The organism is Bacillus sp. FCW2, from assembly GCF_021228595.1.
GTDB lineage: Bacteria > Bacillota > Bacilli > Bacillales > Bacillaceae > Bacillus > Bacillus velezensis.
This window is the reverse complement of record NZ_CP089436.1, coordinates 3,563,001-3,578,697: the sequence shown is the minus strand read 5'-3', so window position 1 is coordinate 3,578,697 and position 15,697 is coordinate 3,563,001. Positions and strand designations below refer to the sequence as shown.

Here is a 15,697-nt window from a genome sequence, read left to right as displayed (position 1 = left end):
TCTGCCAAAGGGAAACAGGCTTTTTATAATGGCTTTTAGATGATGTGATGTTCTTCATTTGCAAGTTTCACAAGAGTCAGAAGAGATTCTGCCTCACGTGCGTCGAGTGTTTTTGCCAGACGGTCTTTTTCAAAGATCTGCTGGCCGAAGACATTCACTGACGCCTGGTCAACCGCCGTGTGCCAGTCCTTTTGTGAATGATTCTCAGAAAAAGAGAAAACGAACACGGCAAAGACCGCTATAAGCATCGCTATGACCCAAAATTTTTGCCGATTTCCTGCTGCTGACATAGGCCGCCTCCTAAACATTTTACTGGTATTAGATCATATATGAGCTGTTTTTAACAGAGTAAAGAAGTCATTATTTCATGTAGTCCAAATGAAACGGAGCACAGCCGAAAGCCCGCCGGTCAGGCCGATGAGCCAATTCATATTTTGTTCATATTTTATTAAAAGTTTGTCCAAGCCTGTCCTTTACAGTAGATATAACCACAAAATGCTGCTGAAAGGAGCCTTTAAAAAATGCATATTCATATGATCAACAAAAACCAGTTTGAGAGTGACTTGGAGGCGGCCGGCTTCAGCCGTCAGGCAGATGATATTATCGGCAAAATGAAAGAGTACGTAACGGAATACGCGGCTTCATCCGAACGGTTCCTGATTGAAATTCAAACCGTCATGAACGAATACAAAGCCGTCGTCTGTGCGATGTTTTCGACCATGGAAATTGCCGGTGCAAATAAAGACGAGAAGCATGTTGAATTTGAAGCCTGCACAGTATTGTGTGAATAAAAGACATTCATCAAACCTCCGCGGCTGCCTGAACGGCAGTATACTGACTGGTGTTTCGAGAAGGAAAAATATTGAAACTTCTAAAGCGGCCGTTCGTATAAAAGAGTAAATCAGCTTGTATATGGAGGTTCGTGAAATGAACGATAAGAAAAAACAAGCGTTTGAACAGCTTTTCAGCACTTTAGACGAAAGAGATGAAATAAACGGCGCTGTATTGGCAGCGGAAAACGGCCGCATCTTATACCAGGGTTCATTCGGCGCTGCAGAACTGAATACAAAGAGGATGCTGAATGACCAATCGGTCTTTGAATTGGCCTCAGTATCGAAGCCGTTTACAGCTTTGGGCGTTATCATTTTAGAGCAGCAAGGGAAGCTGCGTTATGACGATATGATAGAGCGGTGGCTTCCTGATTTTCCTTATCCGGGCATTACCATTCGGCATTTACTCCATCATACGTCAGGATTGCCGGACTATATGGAGTTGTTCTTAACACATTGGGACCGGGACAGAATTGCCGTTAATCAAGATGTGATCAATATGCTTAAGCGGCATAAACCGGATGCTTATTTCCCGCCGGGCAAGGAGTGGCTTTACAGTAATACGGGGTATGTGGTGTTAGCGGTTATTATAGAAATTGTATCAGGCATGAGTTTTGCTGAATTTATGAAACAAGCCGTATTTCATCCGCTTCGTATGCACGATACGCGGATTTATAACAGAAGGCTGAGTAAAGAAAACATCCCGAACTATGCATATGGCTATGTGTATGATGTTCATTCCGGAGAATATGTGCTGCCGGATGAACTTGAGGAAACCGATTATGTCGTCTTTCTTGACGGGATTCAAGGTGACGGAACCGTTAACTCCGCTATTAGAGATTTATATCTGTTTGATCAGGCTCTTTATACGGAAGAAATCATCAGCAAAGAGTCTAAAGATCAAGCGTTTACACCGGGCTATTGGAATGAAGAAGAGCAATTCGGATACGGATTTGGCTGGATGATTCAAAACAGCCGGCAAAAAGGGAAGGTTATCAGTCACGACGGAGGCTGGCCGGGCTATTCAACTCTGATGATCCGGTATATTGACCAGAATAAAACACTGATTTATCTCAGCAATATGGAACAATCGTATCAATTTGAACAAGCTGTAATTGCCGCGGCTGTAAACATCTTATTTGATCAGCCATACGTGATTCCGAAACGTCCGGCAGATCAGAAAAAAGCAGATATCGATCCTGCGATTTACAGCAGATTTACCGGCAATTACTCATTTCAGGATGACACACATGCATCGGCGGCGGTAAAAGAAAACCGATTGTATCTTACAATAGACGGGCAGACACCATTCGAATTATTCCCAATGTCGGAAACCCGTTATTTTGTCAGGGCGCTGCCGCTTGAAATTGAATTTGCAGGTGATAAAGCACAAACAGCCCCGCATTTTGTTTTATATCAGGACGGCACAGAAGAAACGGCTGTGCGGATAGACTGAGTGACATGCAAAACAAAACCGCCGTCCTGAGAAGACGGCGGTAATAGAAAAGTCAAACCCCTTTGATGACGCGAAATTTTCTTTTCGGCTCTGACATAAATATAGAAGAAAAAATCATAGCTCCGAGCATTGTGATGTATTCCATATAAAGCGAAACCTCTGCCAAAACCAACCCCGCAATCATTAAAACAGCGCCCAATACCACCGCAAAAACCTTCGTTTTCATGATGAGTTCCCCCTATTATCTGATAATTGAATTATACTGCATCTCCATTAATGTGTACATTTTGTGAACAATTTCACCTGATGAAAGGCAATAAAGAGAGATTTGAAGAATTAGGAGAAATGACAGGCCATCTTTTTGTTTTACCGAGGAAACGAAAGGGAAAGTGAAAAATCAAAAAGGCAAAGGAGTTCTTGAAATGAAAGCGAGACTATTTTTATTCAGCATGTTTCTCCTGATCCCCGTTCTGGCGCTTGCCGGATGCAACAGCCAATCTTCAGGAGGAAGCGAAAAAGCGAAAGACAAAGAAACGCACTCTCACGAAGACATGAATCACTCAGGTTCATCCGAGGTGCCGAAAGGTTTAAAGAAGGCCGAAAATCCGACTTATAAGGTCGGCAGTGACGTCATGATTTTAGCTTCTCATATGAAAGGCATGAAAAATGCGCAAGGAACCGTAAAAGGTGCTTATGATACAACGGTTTACAGTGTATCTTACACTCCGGAAACGGGAGGAAAGCGCGTCGAAGATCATAAATGGGTCATTCAGGAAGAGCTGAAGGGCGCCGGTGATAAAACGTTAAAACCGGGTGACAAGGCCGTGATCGAGGCATCCCATATGAAAGGCATGAAGGGCGCCGAAGCCGTTATTGATTCAGCCGAAAAGACAACCGTTTATATGGTCGACTATACACCGACTGACGGCGGCCAAAAAGTAACCAATCATAAATGGGTGACAGAAGACGAGCTTGCTGCCGCAAAATAAAAAGACCGCCAAAGCCGAAGGAACTCCTTTGGCTTTTTTGCGGTCTCACATTTATGCGGATTTTCTTTTCAAAGCAGGTCTCGTTAAAGAGAATACAGCTAACGCGACAGCGATAATGACAATCAAACCTCCGCACCAGGCTGTTGCTGTGACTGAACCGGTTTGTCCGATCACGCCGCCGCCGATGGCTGACCCGAGCGCGATGCCGATCTGCAAAGCGGACGTGTTGAAGCTTTGCTGAATATCGGAAGACTCAGGCGCAATTTTGATTAAATAGCTTTGCTGCGCCGGCGCAAGGCTCCAGCTGAGCAATCCCCAGATCACCATCGCAGGCAGGAAAATGATTAAAGAAACCGTTGTCAGCGGAAGAATAAACAGGATCAGAGCGAAAGAAACGGTCACAAGCATGATGCTTTTAAATGCTCCTAAACGGTCATACAGCCAGCCTCCGAACGGGCCGCCGCATACCGCTGACAGACCGAACAAAAAGTAGCATACACTGACCCAAACGGAACTCAAATGAAGCGTTCTTTCCAAAAAAGGCGCAAAGTAGGCATAGAGTGTGTAATGCCCCGCCAATGTAAACAAGGTGACAAGATGTGCGCTGGCAATTTTGGCGGTCCCGATCGTCTTGATCTGCTCACGAAACGGAATCATTTTTTCAGCAGGTATTTTTTCGAAAAAGACGCTGATAATCAGCATGGAAACGAGAGATAATACGCCGATTCCCAAGAACAGAACGCGCCATCCGAAGGCATTGCTGATGATAATACCGACAGGCACGCCTAAAGCGATTGCGGAGCTGAACCCCATGAAAATGATGCCGATCGCCCGCGCTCTGTATTCAGGTGCCACGATTTTAGGAGCAATCGTTAAAGAAAGGACCACAATCAGCCCTGTGCTCATGGAAGCGAGCACCCGTGACACCATAAGTACGGCGAAATTGGGACTGAAATAAGCGACCAGATTACTTAGGAAGAAAATAAACAGTGCGATTAAATAAAGCCGCTTTCGTTCAGCCTTTGCCGTCACTGCCAAAAGCAGCGGGCCGGATACCGCGTAACCGAGCGCAAACACGCTGATCAGCTGCCCCGCGCTGACGATGGATATATCTAAGTCGGAAGCGATTTGCGGAAGAATACCGCCCACAATTAATTCAACCAATCCGACTGCGATGGTAGATGCTGCAAGCAGAAATACTTTGAAATTCATGTACAGATACTCCTTTTTTTATTTTTTAGAAAATAAAAAATCCTGATTACAAAAAGTGTACGGGACAATTTTTGTAATCAGGATTTTACGGTTCCTGGTAGACACCCTCAAACCATATCATTGAGGTTATACAATGTATGCAATATTCGGTTGTGTCCGTTTCTGCAAAAAATTCTACCATAATAGTGAGGGATATTCCATAGAAAATTCGAGGAAATCCTTTCAAATTTCAATATCGGCGGCTGTAACGTCATTGATGAAGCAGGGAAAAAAATTTATGATAACCGTAAGGAGTCTATACAGATCAAACATTATACAGCCGGAGGAAACCGATGAATAAGTACGAAAAAATCGCCAACGAAATGAGAAAGAGGATTAAAAGCAGTGTATATGACATAGATCAGCCGATCCCGGATGAAAAGACGCTCGCTGCGGAGTTCGGGTGCAGCCGGATGACGATGAAGCGGGCGCTTGATACACTTGCGGCTGAAGGGATGCTTTTCAGAAAAAGAGGGCACGGCACGTTTATCATTCAATCAGCCATGCAGGATGAGCACGTTCACGTAGTCAGCAACGAAATTCTCGGCTTGAGCAATTTGTTAAAAGGCAAAGATATCAAGAGCAAGGTCATCCGGTTTGAAGTGCAGTTTCCGTCTCAAGATGTCGCCGCACATTTGGCCATCGATGAAAAGACTCCCGTCTATTATGTAGTGAGGCTCAGAATCGTTGAAGGCGAACCGTACGTTCTTGAAAAAACGTACATGCCGGCGAGCCTTATACCCGGCATTAATGACGAGGTGCTCAACCATTCCATCTACGATCATATTACGCGGGAACTCCAGCTCAAAATCGCAGGCTCACACAGAAAAATCAGAGCGTGCAAGTCGGATGATATGGATCAGCAATATCTCGGCTGCCGGCCGGATGACCCGATACTTGAAGTCGAGCATGTAGGCTTTTTGGACAACGGCACTCCCTTTGAATATTCATTTTCCCGCCACCGTCATGACAAGTTTGTCGTGACCTCAGTCAATATAAAACGTTCATAAAGCGCCGAAGAGTGAGAGAAAAACTCACTCTTTTTTTTGTTGCCGCTGATTTACATCTTCGCTTCTTTTATGTTATATTACCCAATGATAGAATCATCCTACAAATTTCAGAGGTGTTTTGATGGAGATATCCAAAACAAGCAGACTGTCGCTCGTAGAACAAGTGGTGGCGCAAATTGAATCGTTAATTCAATCGGATAAATGGCCGGTCGGGACGCGCATTCCCCCTGAGCTGGATTTAATGAAGCAATTTGATGTGAGCCGAAACACATTGCGTGAGGCCATTCGGGCGCTCGTACATGCCGGCCTGCTTCAGACAAGGCAGGGAAGCGGTACGTATGTCAGCTCATCCAGTGTTCTCGGCGCGGCATTTTACCGCCATATTAAAAAATCAAATTTGCTTGAAACATTAGAAGTCAGATACGCACTCGAAAGAGAAGCTGCACGATTGGCGGCGGAAAGGCGTAATGACGAAGACCTGAAAGCACTGAAGGCATGCTTGGATGAATGTGAAGCGGCCTTGCAAAATGAAGATCGAAAACGGTATGCCGAAGCCGACATTAAGCTGCACAAAACCATTGTACAGGCGGCCCATAACAACATGCTTTCTGATCTATACGAGCATATGACGGAGGCGCTTTGTACGTCAGTCCATAACCTGTTGGAAATCACCCCTGCTATCCGGATCCACACCCAGCTTGCCGCCGCGATTATCGGACAGAAACCGGATCAGGCCATGGAGGCCGTCAACCAATACATCAGAGTATTTAAAGATACAATACACATGGAGGATGAACATGAAAATTAAAGACGAACATCAAATTCTGCAAGCAAGTCAGCGTAAAAAACTGATATTGCTGGTCATCGGAGTCATATTGATAGGGGCCAACCTCAGAGCGCCTCTGACATCGGTCGGGCCGCTCGTTTCCTCAATTCGGGACAGCCTCGGCATGACCAATGCGGCTGCCGGCACCATTACGACAGTGCCGCTTTTGGCCTTTGCATGTCTGTCACCGTTTGTACCTTTATTGTCCCGGCGCTTCGGGACCGAGATTGTCTTACTGTCATCATTAATTGTCCTGACAGCCGGAACTCTGCTGCGCTCCATCGCCGGAATCGGCACTCTCTTTTTCGGAACGATCCTGTTGGGATTGTCGATCGCCGTATGCAACGTCCTGCTGCCGAGTCTCATTAAACATAAGTTTCCCGGAAATTTAGGCATCATGACCGGCGTCTACTCGGTTTCTATGAATCTGTGCGGCGCGATTGCATCCGGCATCAGCGTGCCGATCGCCTCTTCAGCGGGGTTAGGCTGGAAAGGCGCGCTCGGCTGCTGGGCTATCCTTTCTTTCATTGCGTTCGTCATGTGGATTCCGCAAATGCGAGGACGCGAACTGCCCGTCCGCACGACTGGGACAAACGGAGAGAAGAAAAGCAGTCTGCTGCGGTCTCCGCTGGCTTGGAAGGTGACGATGTTCATGGGGCTGCAATCCCTTATTTTTTACACCGTCATCGCTTGGCTGCCGGAAATTCTTCAGCAGAATGGACTCAGCTCAAGTAAGGCGGGATGGATGCTTTCATTAATGCAATTCTCAGTCCTGCCGATTACTTTTATCGTGCCGATCGCTGCCGCTAAAATGAAAAATCAGCGCGCACTCGCCGGACTGACGGCTTTATTTTTCCTTATCGGCATTGCCGGCGTTCTTTTCGGAAGCCCGGCTCTCACTCCGCTATGGGTCATTTTGATCGGAATTGCGGGAGGCTGTGCGTTCAGCTTGGCGATGATGTTCTTCAGCCTGCGGACCCAGCATGTTCATGAAGCCGCGGCGCTTTCCGGCATGGCCCAGTCATTCGGATACCTGCTTGCCGCGTTCGGCCCGCTCGTATTCGGTTTGCTGCATGACATCACGCGCGGCTGGACGGTTCCGTTATTCATGCTGATCGCAGTCTCCGTTCTGATTTTCATTTTCGGAGTCGGAGCGGGAAAAGCGGAACAGATCAAAACAGCATAAAAAAACAAAGGGCCCGCTTCGGGTCCTTTGTTTTTTATTTAAAAAGCTGTCTCAGGCCGTCACGCTGTCAGTTTTAAGCCGATGACACCGATGAGGATAAGCCCCAGAGACACCAATTGTGACAGATTGAATTTTTCTTTAAACCAAAGTATGCCCACGGCCGAAACGCCGATGCTTCCCATGCCGGTCCAAGCCGCATACGCGACACCTGTGGGAAGAACCTGCATCGCTCCGGAAAGGCAAAAGAATGAAAGCATAAAGCCTGTTACCATGACAATCAGCGGCCACTTTTTTTTAAAACCGTCAATATGTTTCATGGCAACGGCCGCTACAACTTCCTCCGCTCCGGCAATAAATAACAGCAGCCATGCCATTAATGTTCACCCCTTGTTTCAGTTTCTTTCGTAAATACCTTCATTCCTAAAATGCCGGACAACAGCAAAGCTAAAAAGATTATTTGCCCGATTGAAAACGATTCGCCTAAAATGACGCCCGTTACATATGTGCCGACGGTGCCTATTCCGACAAAAACGGTATATGCGGCAGCCATCGGAATTTTTTTATAAGAGCGGATCAGCATCAGAAAGCTGACGGCAATCAGAAGGAAAATGCCAATCCAATCAAAGAGCGAATCCGCATGCTTCAGGGCGGACGCCCAAACGACTTCTAACAGTCCGGCTATCAATACAAGCAGCCAATACATGATACAGTCACCTCAGTTATGAATGAATGTCAGTCATTTTTACGGCGGTCAAAAATGATCGGTCTCCGCCAATCATTTCTGCAAGCTTCTTTTGAGAAAGCTGAATATTTCTTTTTTATATACTTCGAGATCGACATCCTGTTCACAGCCGATATAAAACCGTTCAGCCGCGTTCTCGACAACGTTGATAATCGTTCTGGCCGTCCATCTTACATGAATGCCGCTGTGGACCTCACCCTGTTCAATGGCCGTATTAATCACGCCTTCCAGCCAGGAATAATAAGGCTGATAAATGGCTTCCCATTTCTCCATCGAATGATCGATAGCAAGACCGGAATAACAGAGAACGATAATATCTTTATGAAGCCGGGTGATGTGAAATGTCTCATCTACCAAAATGTCCAGCAACGTCCAAAAATCTTCAGAACCGTCCGTTTTCCCTTTTATTCTGTCCAGCGTAGTGTCGAGCAGGTTTTCTGCAATCGCGGATATCAGTGCGTTTTTAGAAGAAAAATATAAGTAAAACGTACCTTGGGCCGTGCCGGCTTTTTTGACGATTTCTGAAATGGATGCTTTGTCTAATCCTTTTTCAGAAATGACTTCAATCGCGGCTTGCAGGATCTTTTCGTATTTTCCCGAGCTTTGTTTTGCCAATAGAGGGGTTCCTCCTTTTATGAATGACTGTCATTCATTTTATCGCATGTTCGCTTTTTTGTCATCCTTTAAAATAAAAATACCGGAAAGAAGACCAAACTTCTTTCCGGCATTCGTCATTTATCACTGTCGATCATAGCCTTCGGCAGTCCCGTATATTTTGCCCAGTAATAAATACCGAGCGAACCGATGGCGATCAGAATCAGGTCAAGCGGATTGCTGATAATGCCCAATCCGTGGCCGAACGAGCCGAGATAGGAGAAAATCAGCATCATGACATAAAAGCCGACGATCCACCATGCTGATTTCAGCTGCTGCCGTATGCTGACATCATCTTTGGGAGCATATTTACTGAAACAGAGATAGATCAGAAACATGACAATTTGAGAACCGAGAAGCCAGGATACGGTGCGCCATCCGGACCAATATACAATATAAGAGGTAAAAATAAACGACAGCGGTCCGATGATGCTCATCCCTTTTAAATAAAACGGTCTGTTAATATTCTTCGCGTTGACTCTCAGCGCCGCAGAAGAAATCGGCGCAATCGCATAAGACAGAATCAATGCGACGGAGCAAACGTTGACAAGAGCGTTCCAAGAAGGGAACGGAAGCGTCCAAAAAACAGCCAGACCGAACGAAAGCCAAAGGGAGGCACGCGGTGTCCCGGTTTCTTTATTGACTTTAGAAAAAATGCTGAATAATGTTCCGTTTCTGGCCCAGGCATAGACGAGACGTGAAGTCGTATTCATAAAGATATTTCCGTTACCGCCCGGTGATAAAATCGCATCTAAAATGACCAATGTCGCCAGCCACCCCAAACCGAGCAAAACGGCGATATCTTTGAACGGAAGGGAGAATTCAGTCCCGATAGCCGGCCATCCGTGCTTCAGGGTATCCGCCGGGATCGCCCCGATAAAAGTGAGCTGCAGCACGGTGTAAATAATAGTAGACACGATAATACAGACAATCAATGCGATCGGAATGTTCCGCTTCGGATTCTGCACTTCACTCGCGACAGCCACAATCGGATGCAGCCCAAGGTATGCAAACATGACGCCGCCTGTGGAAATCGCGGCCTGAATTCCGGTGAAGCCAAAAGGCGCGAATCCGTGAACGGTCATATTGCCCGGGTGAAAATGAAAAATCAGTACCACAATTACCGTAATCGGTACGACATATTTAAAAATCGAAATAATGAAGTTTGCTTTCGCAAAGGTTTTGACACTCCAGTAATTGAGGAGGAAGAACAGGCAGAGCAGCGCAAATTGCAATATCCACCCGGCAATTGTCGGAGAATCGGAGCCTTTTACGGTCAAACCGGGAAACCAATACGCCACGTATTGGCGGACTGCCGTGACTTCTATAGAAATAAGACTCGTGTATGCCACAATGGTGACAAAGGAAATTAAATATCCGACCAGGTGTCCGTGTGAATATACGGGGTACCGGATAATTCCCCCGGTCCGCGGCAGCGCGGCGCCCAGTTCCGCATAAACCAAGCCGATCAATAAGATGATTCCCCCGCCGATCAGCCAGGAAAAAATGCCTGATGGGCCCGCTTTAGAGGCGACGTTACTGACGGCAAACAGCCATGCCGAACCGAATATGGCTCCCATGCCGATTAAAATAAGATCAAAAAGTGACATAGTTTTCTGGAAGTTTCCTTGCTTAGACATTCGCTGCCTCCTTAGAAAAGACATTGTTCTCTTTACATAATTCCCATTATCATTCAAACATACCCAGCCGGCCGGCTGGAAAATTAGGACAACTTTCGAAACGAAGTATGTACAGCAATGTGCTCACATTATAATAACGGCCGTATGGCAAGATCTCCCGGCTTATATTCCCCGTTTTAAACACATTCAAACCTCATATTCAGAAAAACAAAAAACGCCCGAAACAGGCGTTTTTTGTTACAAGTTCATATCTTTCAGTCCGGGGCTGTGCTCATTCGGAAGCTCGGGAAGTTCCGGCACGGGGAAACCTTTAGGAGGCTCGGACACACTTAATTCGCCGCCGTTTCGGCTCGGCGTCGTTCCCTGCAGAATTTCTCCGATCCGTGTCGGATCCAGTCTGAAATTAAATTGGGTATTATGATAACCCATCTCAACGAATTTTCGGCATTCCGGGTATTTTTCAATATCATAATTCGGCACGGGAAATAATTTGCCCCATTCGACACCCAGTGTTTCCAACGCTTTTGTAAATGCATTTTGATGGGCGTTGTCACGGACGATCAGAAATCCGAGTGTTTCTCTGAACGTCTGATTTGAACTCATTTCATAAATGCGTGTCTTTTGCAGCACGCCGGTTGATTCCAGCACGACATTGTCCAATAAATCGGAAATCAGATTCCCGTGGTTGTATACCCAAGACCCGTTCCATGGATTGCCGCCGGCGTCTACAGGAAGAGAACTTTGCGCCCCGATGATAAAATGGTGCGGATTGGCGTGTTTCACCGCTTCATCAAGCGGCGCCTGATCTGCTGCCTGATTTCCGGCGCCCTCACCGCCGCTTTCATCTAGCAGCGCATTGATCGTACTTTGGACGAGTTCAACGTGTGCGATCTCTTCTAAAAATACACCGCGAAGCAGATCGCGGAACTGTTTTTCTTTTCCTCTGAAATTAGAGCTTTGGAAAAAGTATTGCATCATCGTCCGCATTTCTCCGTAGTGCCCGCCTAAAATTTCCTGAAGCACCTTGGCCGCGGCCGGGTCCGGCTTGTCCGGTTTAATGATATTGATCAGCTCTTCTTTGTAATAATACATAAACAGCGCCCCCTGAAAGAAGTTTTTGGTTCTTCTGTTAGTGTCTTTGCAAAGTCAGTTTTTATGTATCGGCATCAAAAAAAGGACGGAAAGCGTGTCCGTCCTTTTGTGTTAAGCCTCAACCGCCCCGCGAAGTTTCGTGTTGACAAGCCCGTTCCATCCTTGATCCATCGTACTGTGAATCTCGGAGCTTTTCCGATTGACTTTATTGATGACGGCTTCCGGCTCTTTCCATCCGCCGTGAATGAGAGTGAATTCCGTATCTCCGCTTTCCGTTTCCTTTAAGACAAAAGAAACGATCCAGCCTTCCGTATCCCACGAAAAAGAAAGGCGGTACGGCGCTTCAATATCCAGCAGCTTGCAAGGAGACGGACCGAACGGAGATTCCAGCTGAAACTCACTGTCTTCTTGAGGTGTGAAATCATTCGGCATAAACCAGAGAGACAGGCCGTCCGCAGTGGAGACCGTATCCCAGACAACTTGTATCGGCGCCTTGAAAACGGCGGTATGAATAATGTCCGGTAATGGCTGATTGCCGCTGTTGTTGTTGTTATCTTTGTTTTGTTTATCAGACATGATGCGTAACCACTCTTTCGCTGTTTTTACTTTTGATCATACTACACGGGGCAGGACATTTGAAATCAAATCAAACTTATTCTATGCTTTTCCAAAGCCATTCAATTCATTTTAAGGAGACGTAGTGATGACAGATCAATTTAAAGCGTTAGTAGTCGATCAACGTGAAGACCGGTTTTCAGTCAGCGTACGGGAGCTGGCGGTTCAGGACCTTCCCGAGGGTGAAGTGCTGATTAAGGTTTACTACTCAGGGGTGAATTATAAAGACAGCTTGGCTGCCATTCCTGACGGCAAGATTGTAACGTCGTATCCTTTCGTGCCGGGAATTGATTTAGCGGGAATCGTCGTTTCCTCAGATGACGCCCGTTTCAAAGAGGGGGACAAAGTCATTGCGACAAGCTACGGCATAGGTGTTTCCCGCTTTGGCGGTTATAGCGGGATGGCCCGCATTCCGGCAGATTGGATCGTGCCGCTGCCTGAAGGTCTGACACTTAAAGAAGCCATGACGATCGGAACCGCCGGCTTCACTGCCGCATTGTCCGTCCAGCGTCTTGAAGAAAACCATGCCGCTCCTGAAAAAGGGAAGGTGCTGGTGACGGGAGCGACAGGCGGCGTCGGAAGCTTTGCCGTCTCCATTCTTTCAACCTTAGGTTACGAGGTCGAGGCCAGTACGGGAAAAGAGGAAGAAAGCGGCTATTTGAAGAGCCTCGGAGCGAAGACGGTCATTCACCGTGATGAAGTGTATAACGGCACGTTAAAACCGATGCAAAAACAAAAATGGGCAGCGGCCGTCGATCCGGTCGGAGGTGAGCCGCTTGCTTCAGTTCTCAGCCAGATTCAGTACGGCGGATCAGTTGCTGTGAGCGGACTGACAGCGGGAACGAAACTCCCTGCTACAGTCTTCCCGTTTATATTGCGCGGCGTCAGTCTCTTGGGAATCGATTCCGTATTCTGTCCGATGGAGACAAGAAAGAAAACATGGCAGCGTTTAGCTGATGACTTCAAGCCTGCAGATCTGGAGGCCTTTATTCAAAAGGAAATTACACTTGAAGAGCTGCCGGATACGCTTCCTGCCCTTTTAAAAGGAGAAGCGAGAGGGAGAACGATCGTTACGATAAACGAAGAATAAAACAAAAACCCCCAACTGCTGATTGGGGGTTTTCAATATATAATCAATTATTTATTGAAAAGAGATTAACTATTGAGTATATCGTGAAAATAAGTTGATTAAAAATATAAATTGATTACATATAGGTAATATAAAGGTAAGTTATAAAATTTTCTGAAATATTTATTGACTGAAAGCGCTTTTAAAATTATGATAATAACATAAGTACCAATAATATCATTATAACTTCACTACAAAGTAACTATAAAATAACAATTTGACGAGAGGGGAGAGCGAATAATCACTATAAATGATAACGCTTTCAGATCATTTTCTTCTTATATAACTGTTTTGGACGGTCAGAACTTGTATGCAGACGTTATAGGTGTAAATATTGATAACTGAATATTCCGATATTATCTCTGTGTAAAAACTAGGAGGATTTGAAGATGAATAAAAATAGCAGCCAGCATTCATTTTTAAGAACCATCATTTTGGTATCGACATTCGGGGGACTTCTTTTCGGCTACGATACAGGTGTAATTAATGGGGCGCTGCCGTTTATGGCGGAAGCTGACCAGCTTAATCTTACGGCTTTGACTGAAGGGATGGTGGCGAGCTCCCTGCTCTTGGGGGCTGCGATCGGAGCAGTTTTCGGAGGGAGATTGTCGGACTATAACGGCAGACGTAAAAATATCCTTATCCTTGCCGTTTTGTTCTTTGCAGCGACGCTTGGATGTACACTGGCGCCTAACGTATCGGTTATGATCATCTCCCGTTTTCTGCTGGGGCTTGCCGTTGGGGGAGCATCCGTAACCGTTCCGGCATATTTGGCTGAAATGTCGCCGGCGGAAAGCCGAGGGAGAATGGTTACCCAAAATGAATTGATGATTGTAACGGGCCAGCTGCTTGCCTTCACGTGTAATGCTATCATCGGCAATGTGCTTGGTGATACCTCTCACGCCTGGCGTTATATGCTCGTTATCGCGGCCCTTCCGGCGGTATTCTTGTTTTTCGGTATGCTGAAAGTTCCTGAAAGTCCGCGCTGGCTGGTTTCTAAAGGAAGAAAAGAAGATGCTCTGCGCGTTCTCCGGCGAATAAGGAATGAAGAGAAAGCGAAGTCTGAGCTCGCTGAGATTGATTCTGCCTTTCATAAGGAAGCTGAGATGGAGCAGGCCACCTTTAAGGATCTTGCCGTTCCGTGGGTGCGCCGCATTGTGTTTATCGGGATCGGAATTGCGGTAGTGCAGCAGCTCACCGGCGTGAATTCAATTATGTATTATGGAACTCAAATTTTAAAAGATGCCGGTTTCGAGACAAAAGCCGCATTAATCGGCAATATTGCCAACGGTGTGATTTCGGTGCTCGCGACTTTTGTGGGAATATGGCTTCTCGGCAAAGTCGGCCGCCGCCCGATGCTGATGACGGGGCTGATCGGAACGACTGCGGTGCTGCTTTTGATCGGAGTTCTGTCTGTCGTGCTGAAAGGATCGCCTGCTCTTCCTTATGTGGTTCTTTCATTAACAGTCACTTTCCTTGCGTTTCAGCAGGGGGCTGTCTCTCCGGTGACCTGGCTGATGCTGTCGGAGATATTCCCGCTTCGATTGCGGGGACTTGGTATGGGGGTCACTGTCTTCTGCCTCTGGATCGTGAACTTCCTTGTGGGTTTAACTTTTCCGGTCCTGCTCGCAAACATAGGATTGTCTGCAACCTTCTTCATTTTTGTCCTGTTTGGGGTAGTGTCCGTTATTTTTGTGAAAAGGTTCCTTCCGGAAACGAAAGGTCTGTCGCTCGAACAGCTTGAACAAAACTTCCGTGCTTATGAAAAAACAGATCGTAATAGCGCAGAAGCTGAGGTGAGCGGGTAATCTGAATAGACGCGGGGTTCCTAGGAATCCTGCTTTTTTATTTATTATATAGAAGGGAATAATAAGTGAGAAAAAAGTTTCGTAAAAGTGTTGACCTCATTTAAAGTGCATGGTATATTATTAAACGTCGCTGATGAACAAAGCGATAACGACAAATGAGAAAATGATCTTTTGAAAAAAGACTTTACAAATTCTCAAAATCGTGTATAATAAATGAAGTCGAGAAAAAGACTTCGAAAGAAATAAAAAAACACTTGACATCATAACTGATTGGTAGTATGATAGTTAAGTCGCCTGATAAGCGCCCGTAGCTCAATTGGATAGAGCGTTTGACTACGGATCAAAAGGTTAGGGGTTCGACTCCTCTCGGGCGCGCCAATACAAACGCGGGTGTAGTTTAGTGGTAAAACCTCAGCCTTCCAAGCTGATGTCGTGAGTTCGATTCTCATCACCCGCTCCATTATAATGA

At 46.2% G+C, this 15,697-nt stretch carries 17 protein-coding genes, 2 tRNA genes and 1 riboswitch; of the genes, 10 read left to right on the top strand and 9 right to left on the bottom strand.

Annotated features, from left to right (window positions below):
- Nucleotides 1–35: 35 nt before the first annotated feature.
- Nucleotides 36–290, bottom strand: coding sequence for a hypothetical protein (locus tag K3G25_RS17650; RefSeq protein ID WP_232489442.1), 255 nt, complete (start codon nucleotides 288–290; stop codon nucleotides 36–38).
- Between the two features lie 231 nt (nucleotides 291–521).
- Between K3G25_RS17650 and K3G25_RS17645 the strand changes: the two genes are divergently transcribed.
- Both K3G25_RS17645 and K3G25_RS17640 read left to right on the top strand, forming a co-directional pair.
- On the top strand, nucleotides 522–791 hold the full coding sequence (locus K3G25_RS17645; protein WP_007409303.1) for a hypothetical protein: 270 nt from the start codon (nucleotides 522–524) through the stop codon (nucleotides 789–791).
- A gap of 136 nt (nucleotides 792–927) precedes the next feature.
- Nucleotides 928–2,286 carry a serine hydrolase domain-containing protein gene (locus K3G25_RS17640; RefSeq protein WP_232489441.1) on the top strand — a complete coding sequence of 453 codons (1,359 nt, stop codon included), beginning with the start codon at nucleotides 928–930 and terminating at the stop codon, nucleotides 2,284–2,286.
- A gap of 52 nt (nucleotides 2,287–2,338) precedes the next feature.
- Here the strand turns inward: K3G25_RS17640 and K3G25_RS17635 are convergent, their stop codons facing one another.
- Complete coding sequence (locus K3G25_RS17635) at nucleotides 2,339–2,512, bottom strand: hypothetical protein (protein WP_007409301.1); 174 nt, start codon at nucleotides 2,510–2,512, stop codon at nucleotides 2,339–2,341.
- A gap of 196 nt (nucleotides 2,513–2,708) precedes the next feature.
- Between K3G25_RS17635 and K3G25_RS17630 the strand changes: the two genes are divergently transcribed.
- Nucleotides 2,709–3,275, top strand: a complete 567-nt coding sequence (locus tag K3G25_RS17630) for a YdhK family protein (protein WP_017419166.1) — start codon at nucleotides 2,709–2,711, stop codon at nucleotides 3,273–3,275.
- A gap of 51 nt (nucleotides 3,276–3,326) precedes the next feature.
- On the opposite strand, the gene K3G25_RS17625 is transcribed toward K3G25_RS17630, so the two are convergent.
- Nucleotides 3,327–4,487, bottom strand: a complete 1,161-nt coding sequence (locus K3G25_RS17625; protein WP_007409299.1) for an MFS transporter — start codon at nucleotides 4,485–4,487, stop codon at nucleotides 3,327–3,329.
- A 54-nt stretch (nucleotides 4,488–4,541) separates the two neighbouring features.
- Nucleotides 4,542–4,641, bottom strand: a riboswitch (purine riboswitch).
- A 178-nt stretch (nucleotides 4,642–4,819) separates the two neighbouring features.
- Here K3G25_RS17625 and K3G25_RS17620 point away from each other — a divergent pair.
- The 3 genes from K3G25_RS17620 to K3G25_RS17610 all read left to right on the top strand — a co-directional run bounded on the left by K3G25_RS17620 (nucleotide 4,820) and on the right by K3G25_RS17610 (nucleotide 7,548).
- A complete protein-coding gene (locus K3G25_RS17620) occupies nucleotides 4,820–5,536 on the top strand; it encodes a GntR family transcriptional regulator (protein ID WP_014417057.1) in 717 nt (238 codons plus the stop codon).
- A 121-nt stretch (nucleotides 5,537–5,657) separates the two neighbouring features.
- Complete coding sequence (locus tag K3G25_RS17615; RefSeq protein ID WP_021495017.1) at nucleotides 5,658–6,344, top strand: FadR/GntR family transcriptional regulator; 687 nt, start codon at nucleotides 5,658–5,660, stop codon at nucleotides 6,342–6,344.
- Entirely contained in the window at nucleotides 6,334–7,548 is a 1,215-nt protein-coding gene (locus K3G25_RS17610) for a CynX/NimT family MFS transporter (RefSeq protein WP_021495016.1), read from the top strand. The genes K3G25_RS17615 and K3G25_RS17610 overlap by 11 nt, the downstream gene beginning before the upstream one ends.
- Before the next feature lie 59 nt (nucleotides 7,549–7,607).
- Here K3G25_RS17610 and K3G25_RS17605 read toward each other — a convergent pair whose 3' ends face one another.
- From K3G25_RS17605 to K3G25_RS17580, 6 genes are all read right to left on the bottom strand, one after another.
- A complete protein-coding gene (locus tag K3G25_RS17605; protein ID WP_003156024.1) occupies nucleotides 7,608–7,922 on the bottom strand; it encodes a DMT family transporter in 315 nt (104 codons plus the stop codon).
- Complete coding sequence (locus K3G25_RS17600; RefSeq protein ID WP_021495015.1) at nucleotides 7,922–8,251, bottom strand: DMT family transporter; 330 nt, start codon at nucleotides 8,249–8,251, stop codon at nucleotides 7,922–7,924. Before K3G25_RS17600 ends, K3G25_RS17605 begins: the two co-directional genes overlap by 1 nt.
- Nucleotides 8,252–8,323: 72 nt before the next feature.
- Entirely contained in the window at nucleotides 8,324–8,905 is a 582-nt protein-coding gene (locus K3G25_RS17595; protein WP_007409294.1) for a TetR/AcrR family transcriptional regulator, read from the bottom strand.
- A gap of 116 nt (nucleotides 8,906–9,021) precedes the next feature.
- Nucleotides 9,022–10,584 (bottom strand): APC family permease, encoded by a 1,563-nt coding sequence (locus K3G25_RS17590; RefSeq protein ID WP_017419163.1) that lies wholly within the window; start codon nucleotides 10,582–10,584, stop codon nucleotides 9,022–9,024.
- Nucleotides 10,585–10,821: 237 nt separating this feature from the next.
- On the bottom strand, nucleotides 10,822–11,676 hold the full coding sequence (locus K3G25_RS17585; protein ID WP_022552682.1) for a manganese catalase family protein: 855 nt from the start codon (nucleotides 11,674–11,676) through the stop codon (nucleotides 10,822–10,824).
- Nucleotides 11,677–11,787: 111 nt separating this feature from the next.
- A complete protein-coding gene (locus tag K3G25_RS17580; protein ID WP_014417060.1) occupies nucleotides 11,788–12,252 on the bottom strand; it encodes an SRPBCC family protein in 465 nt (154 codons plus the stop codon).
- Nucleotides 12,253–12,379: 127 nt separating this feature from the next.
- Here K3G25_RS17580 and K3G25_RS17575 point away from each other — a divergent pair, with 127 nt between their 5' ends.
- From K3G25_RS17575 to K3G25_RS17560, 4 genes are all read left to right on the top strand, one after another.
- A complete protein-coding gene (locus tag K3G25_RS17575) occupies nucleotides 12,380–13,381 on the top strand; it encodes an NADPH:quinone oxidoreductase family protein (RefSeq protein WP_017419161.1) in 1,002 nt (333 codons plus the stop codon).
- A gap of 428 nt (nucleotides 13,382–13,809) precedes the next feature.
- Nucleotides 13,810–15,228 carry a sugar porter family MFS transporter gene (locus K3G25_RS17570; RefSeq protein WP_021495013.1) on the top strand — a complete coding sequence of 473 codons (1,419 nt, stop codon included), beginning with the start codon at nucleotides 13,810–13,812 and terminating at the stop codon, nucleotides 15,226–15,228.
- Nucleotides 15,229–15,529: 301 nt separating this feature from the next.
- Nucleotides 15,530–15,606, top strand: a tRNA-Arg gene (locus tag K3G25_RS17565).
- Nucleotides 15,607–15,614: 8 nt separating this feature from the next.
- Nucleotides 15,615–15,688, top strand: a tRNA-Gly gene (locus K3G25_RS17560).
- Nucleotides 15,689–15,697 lie beyond the last annotated feature (9 nt).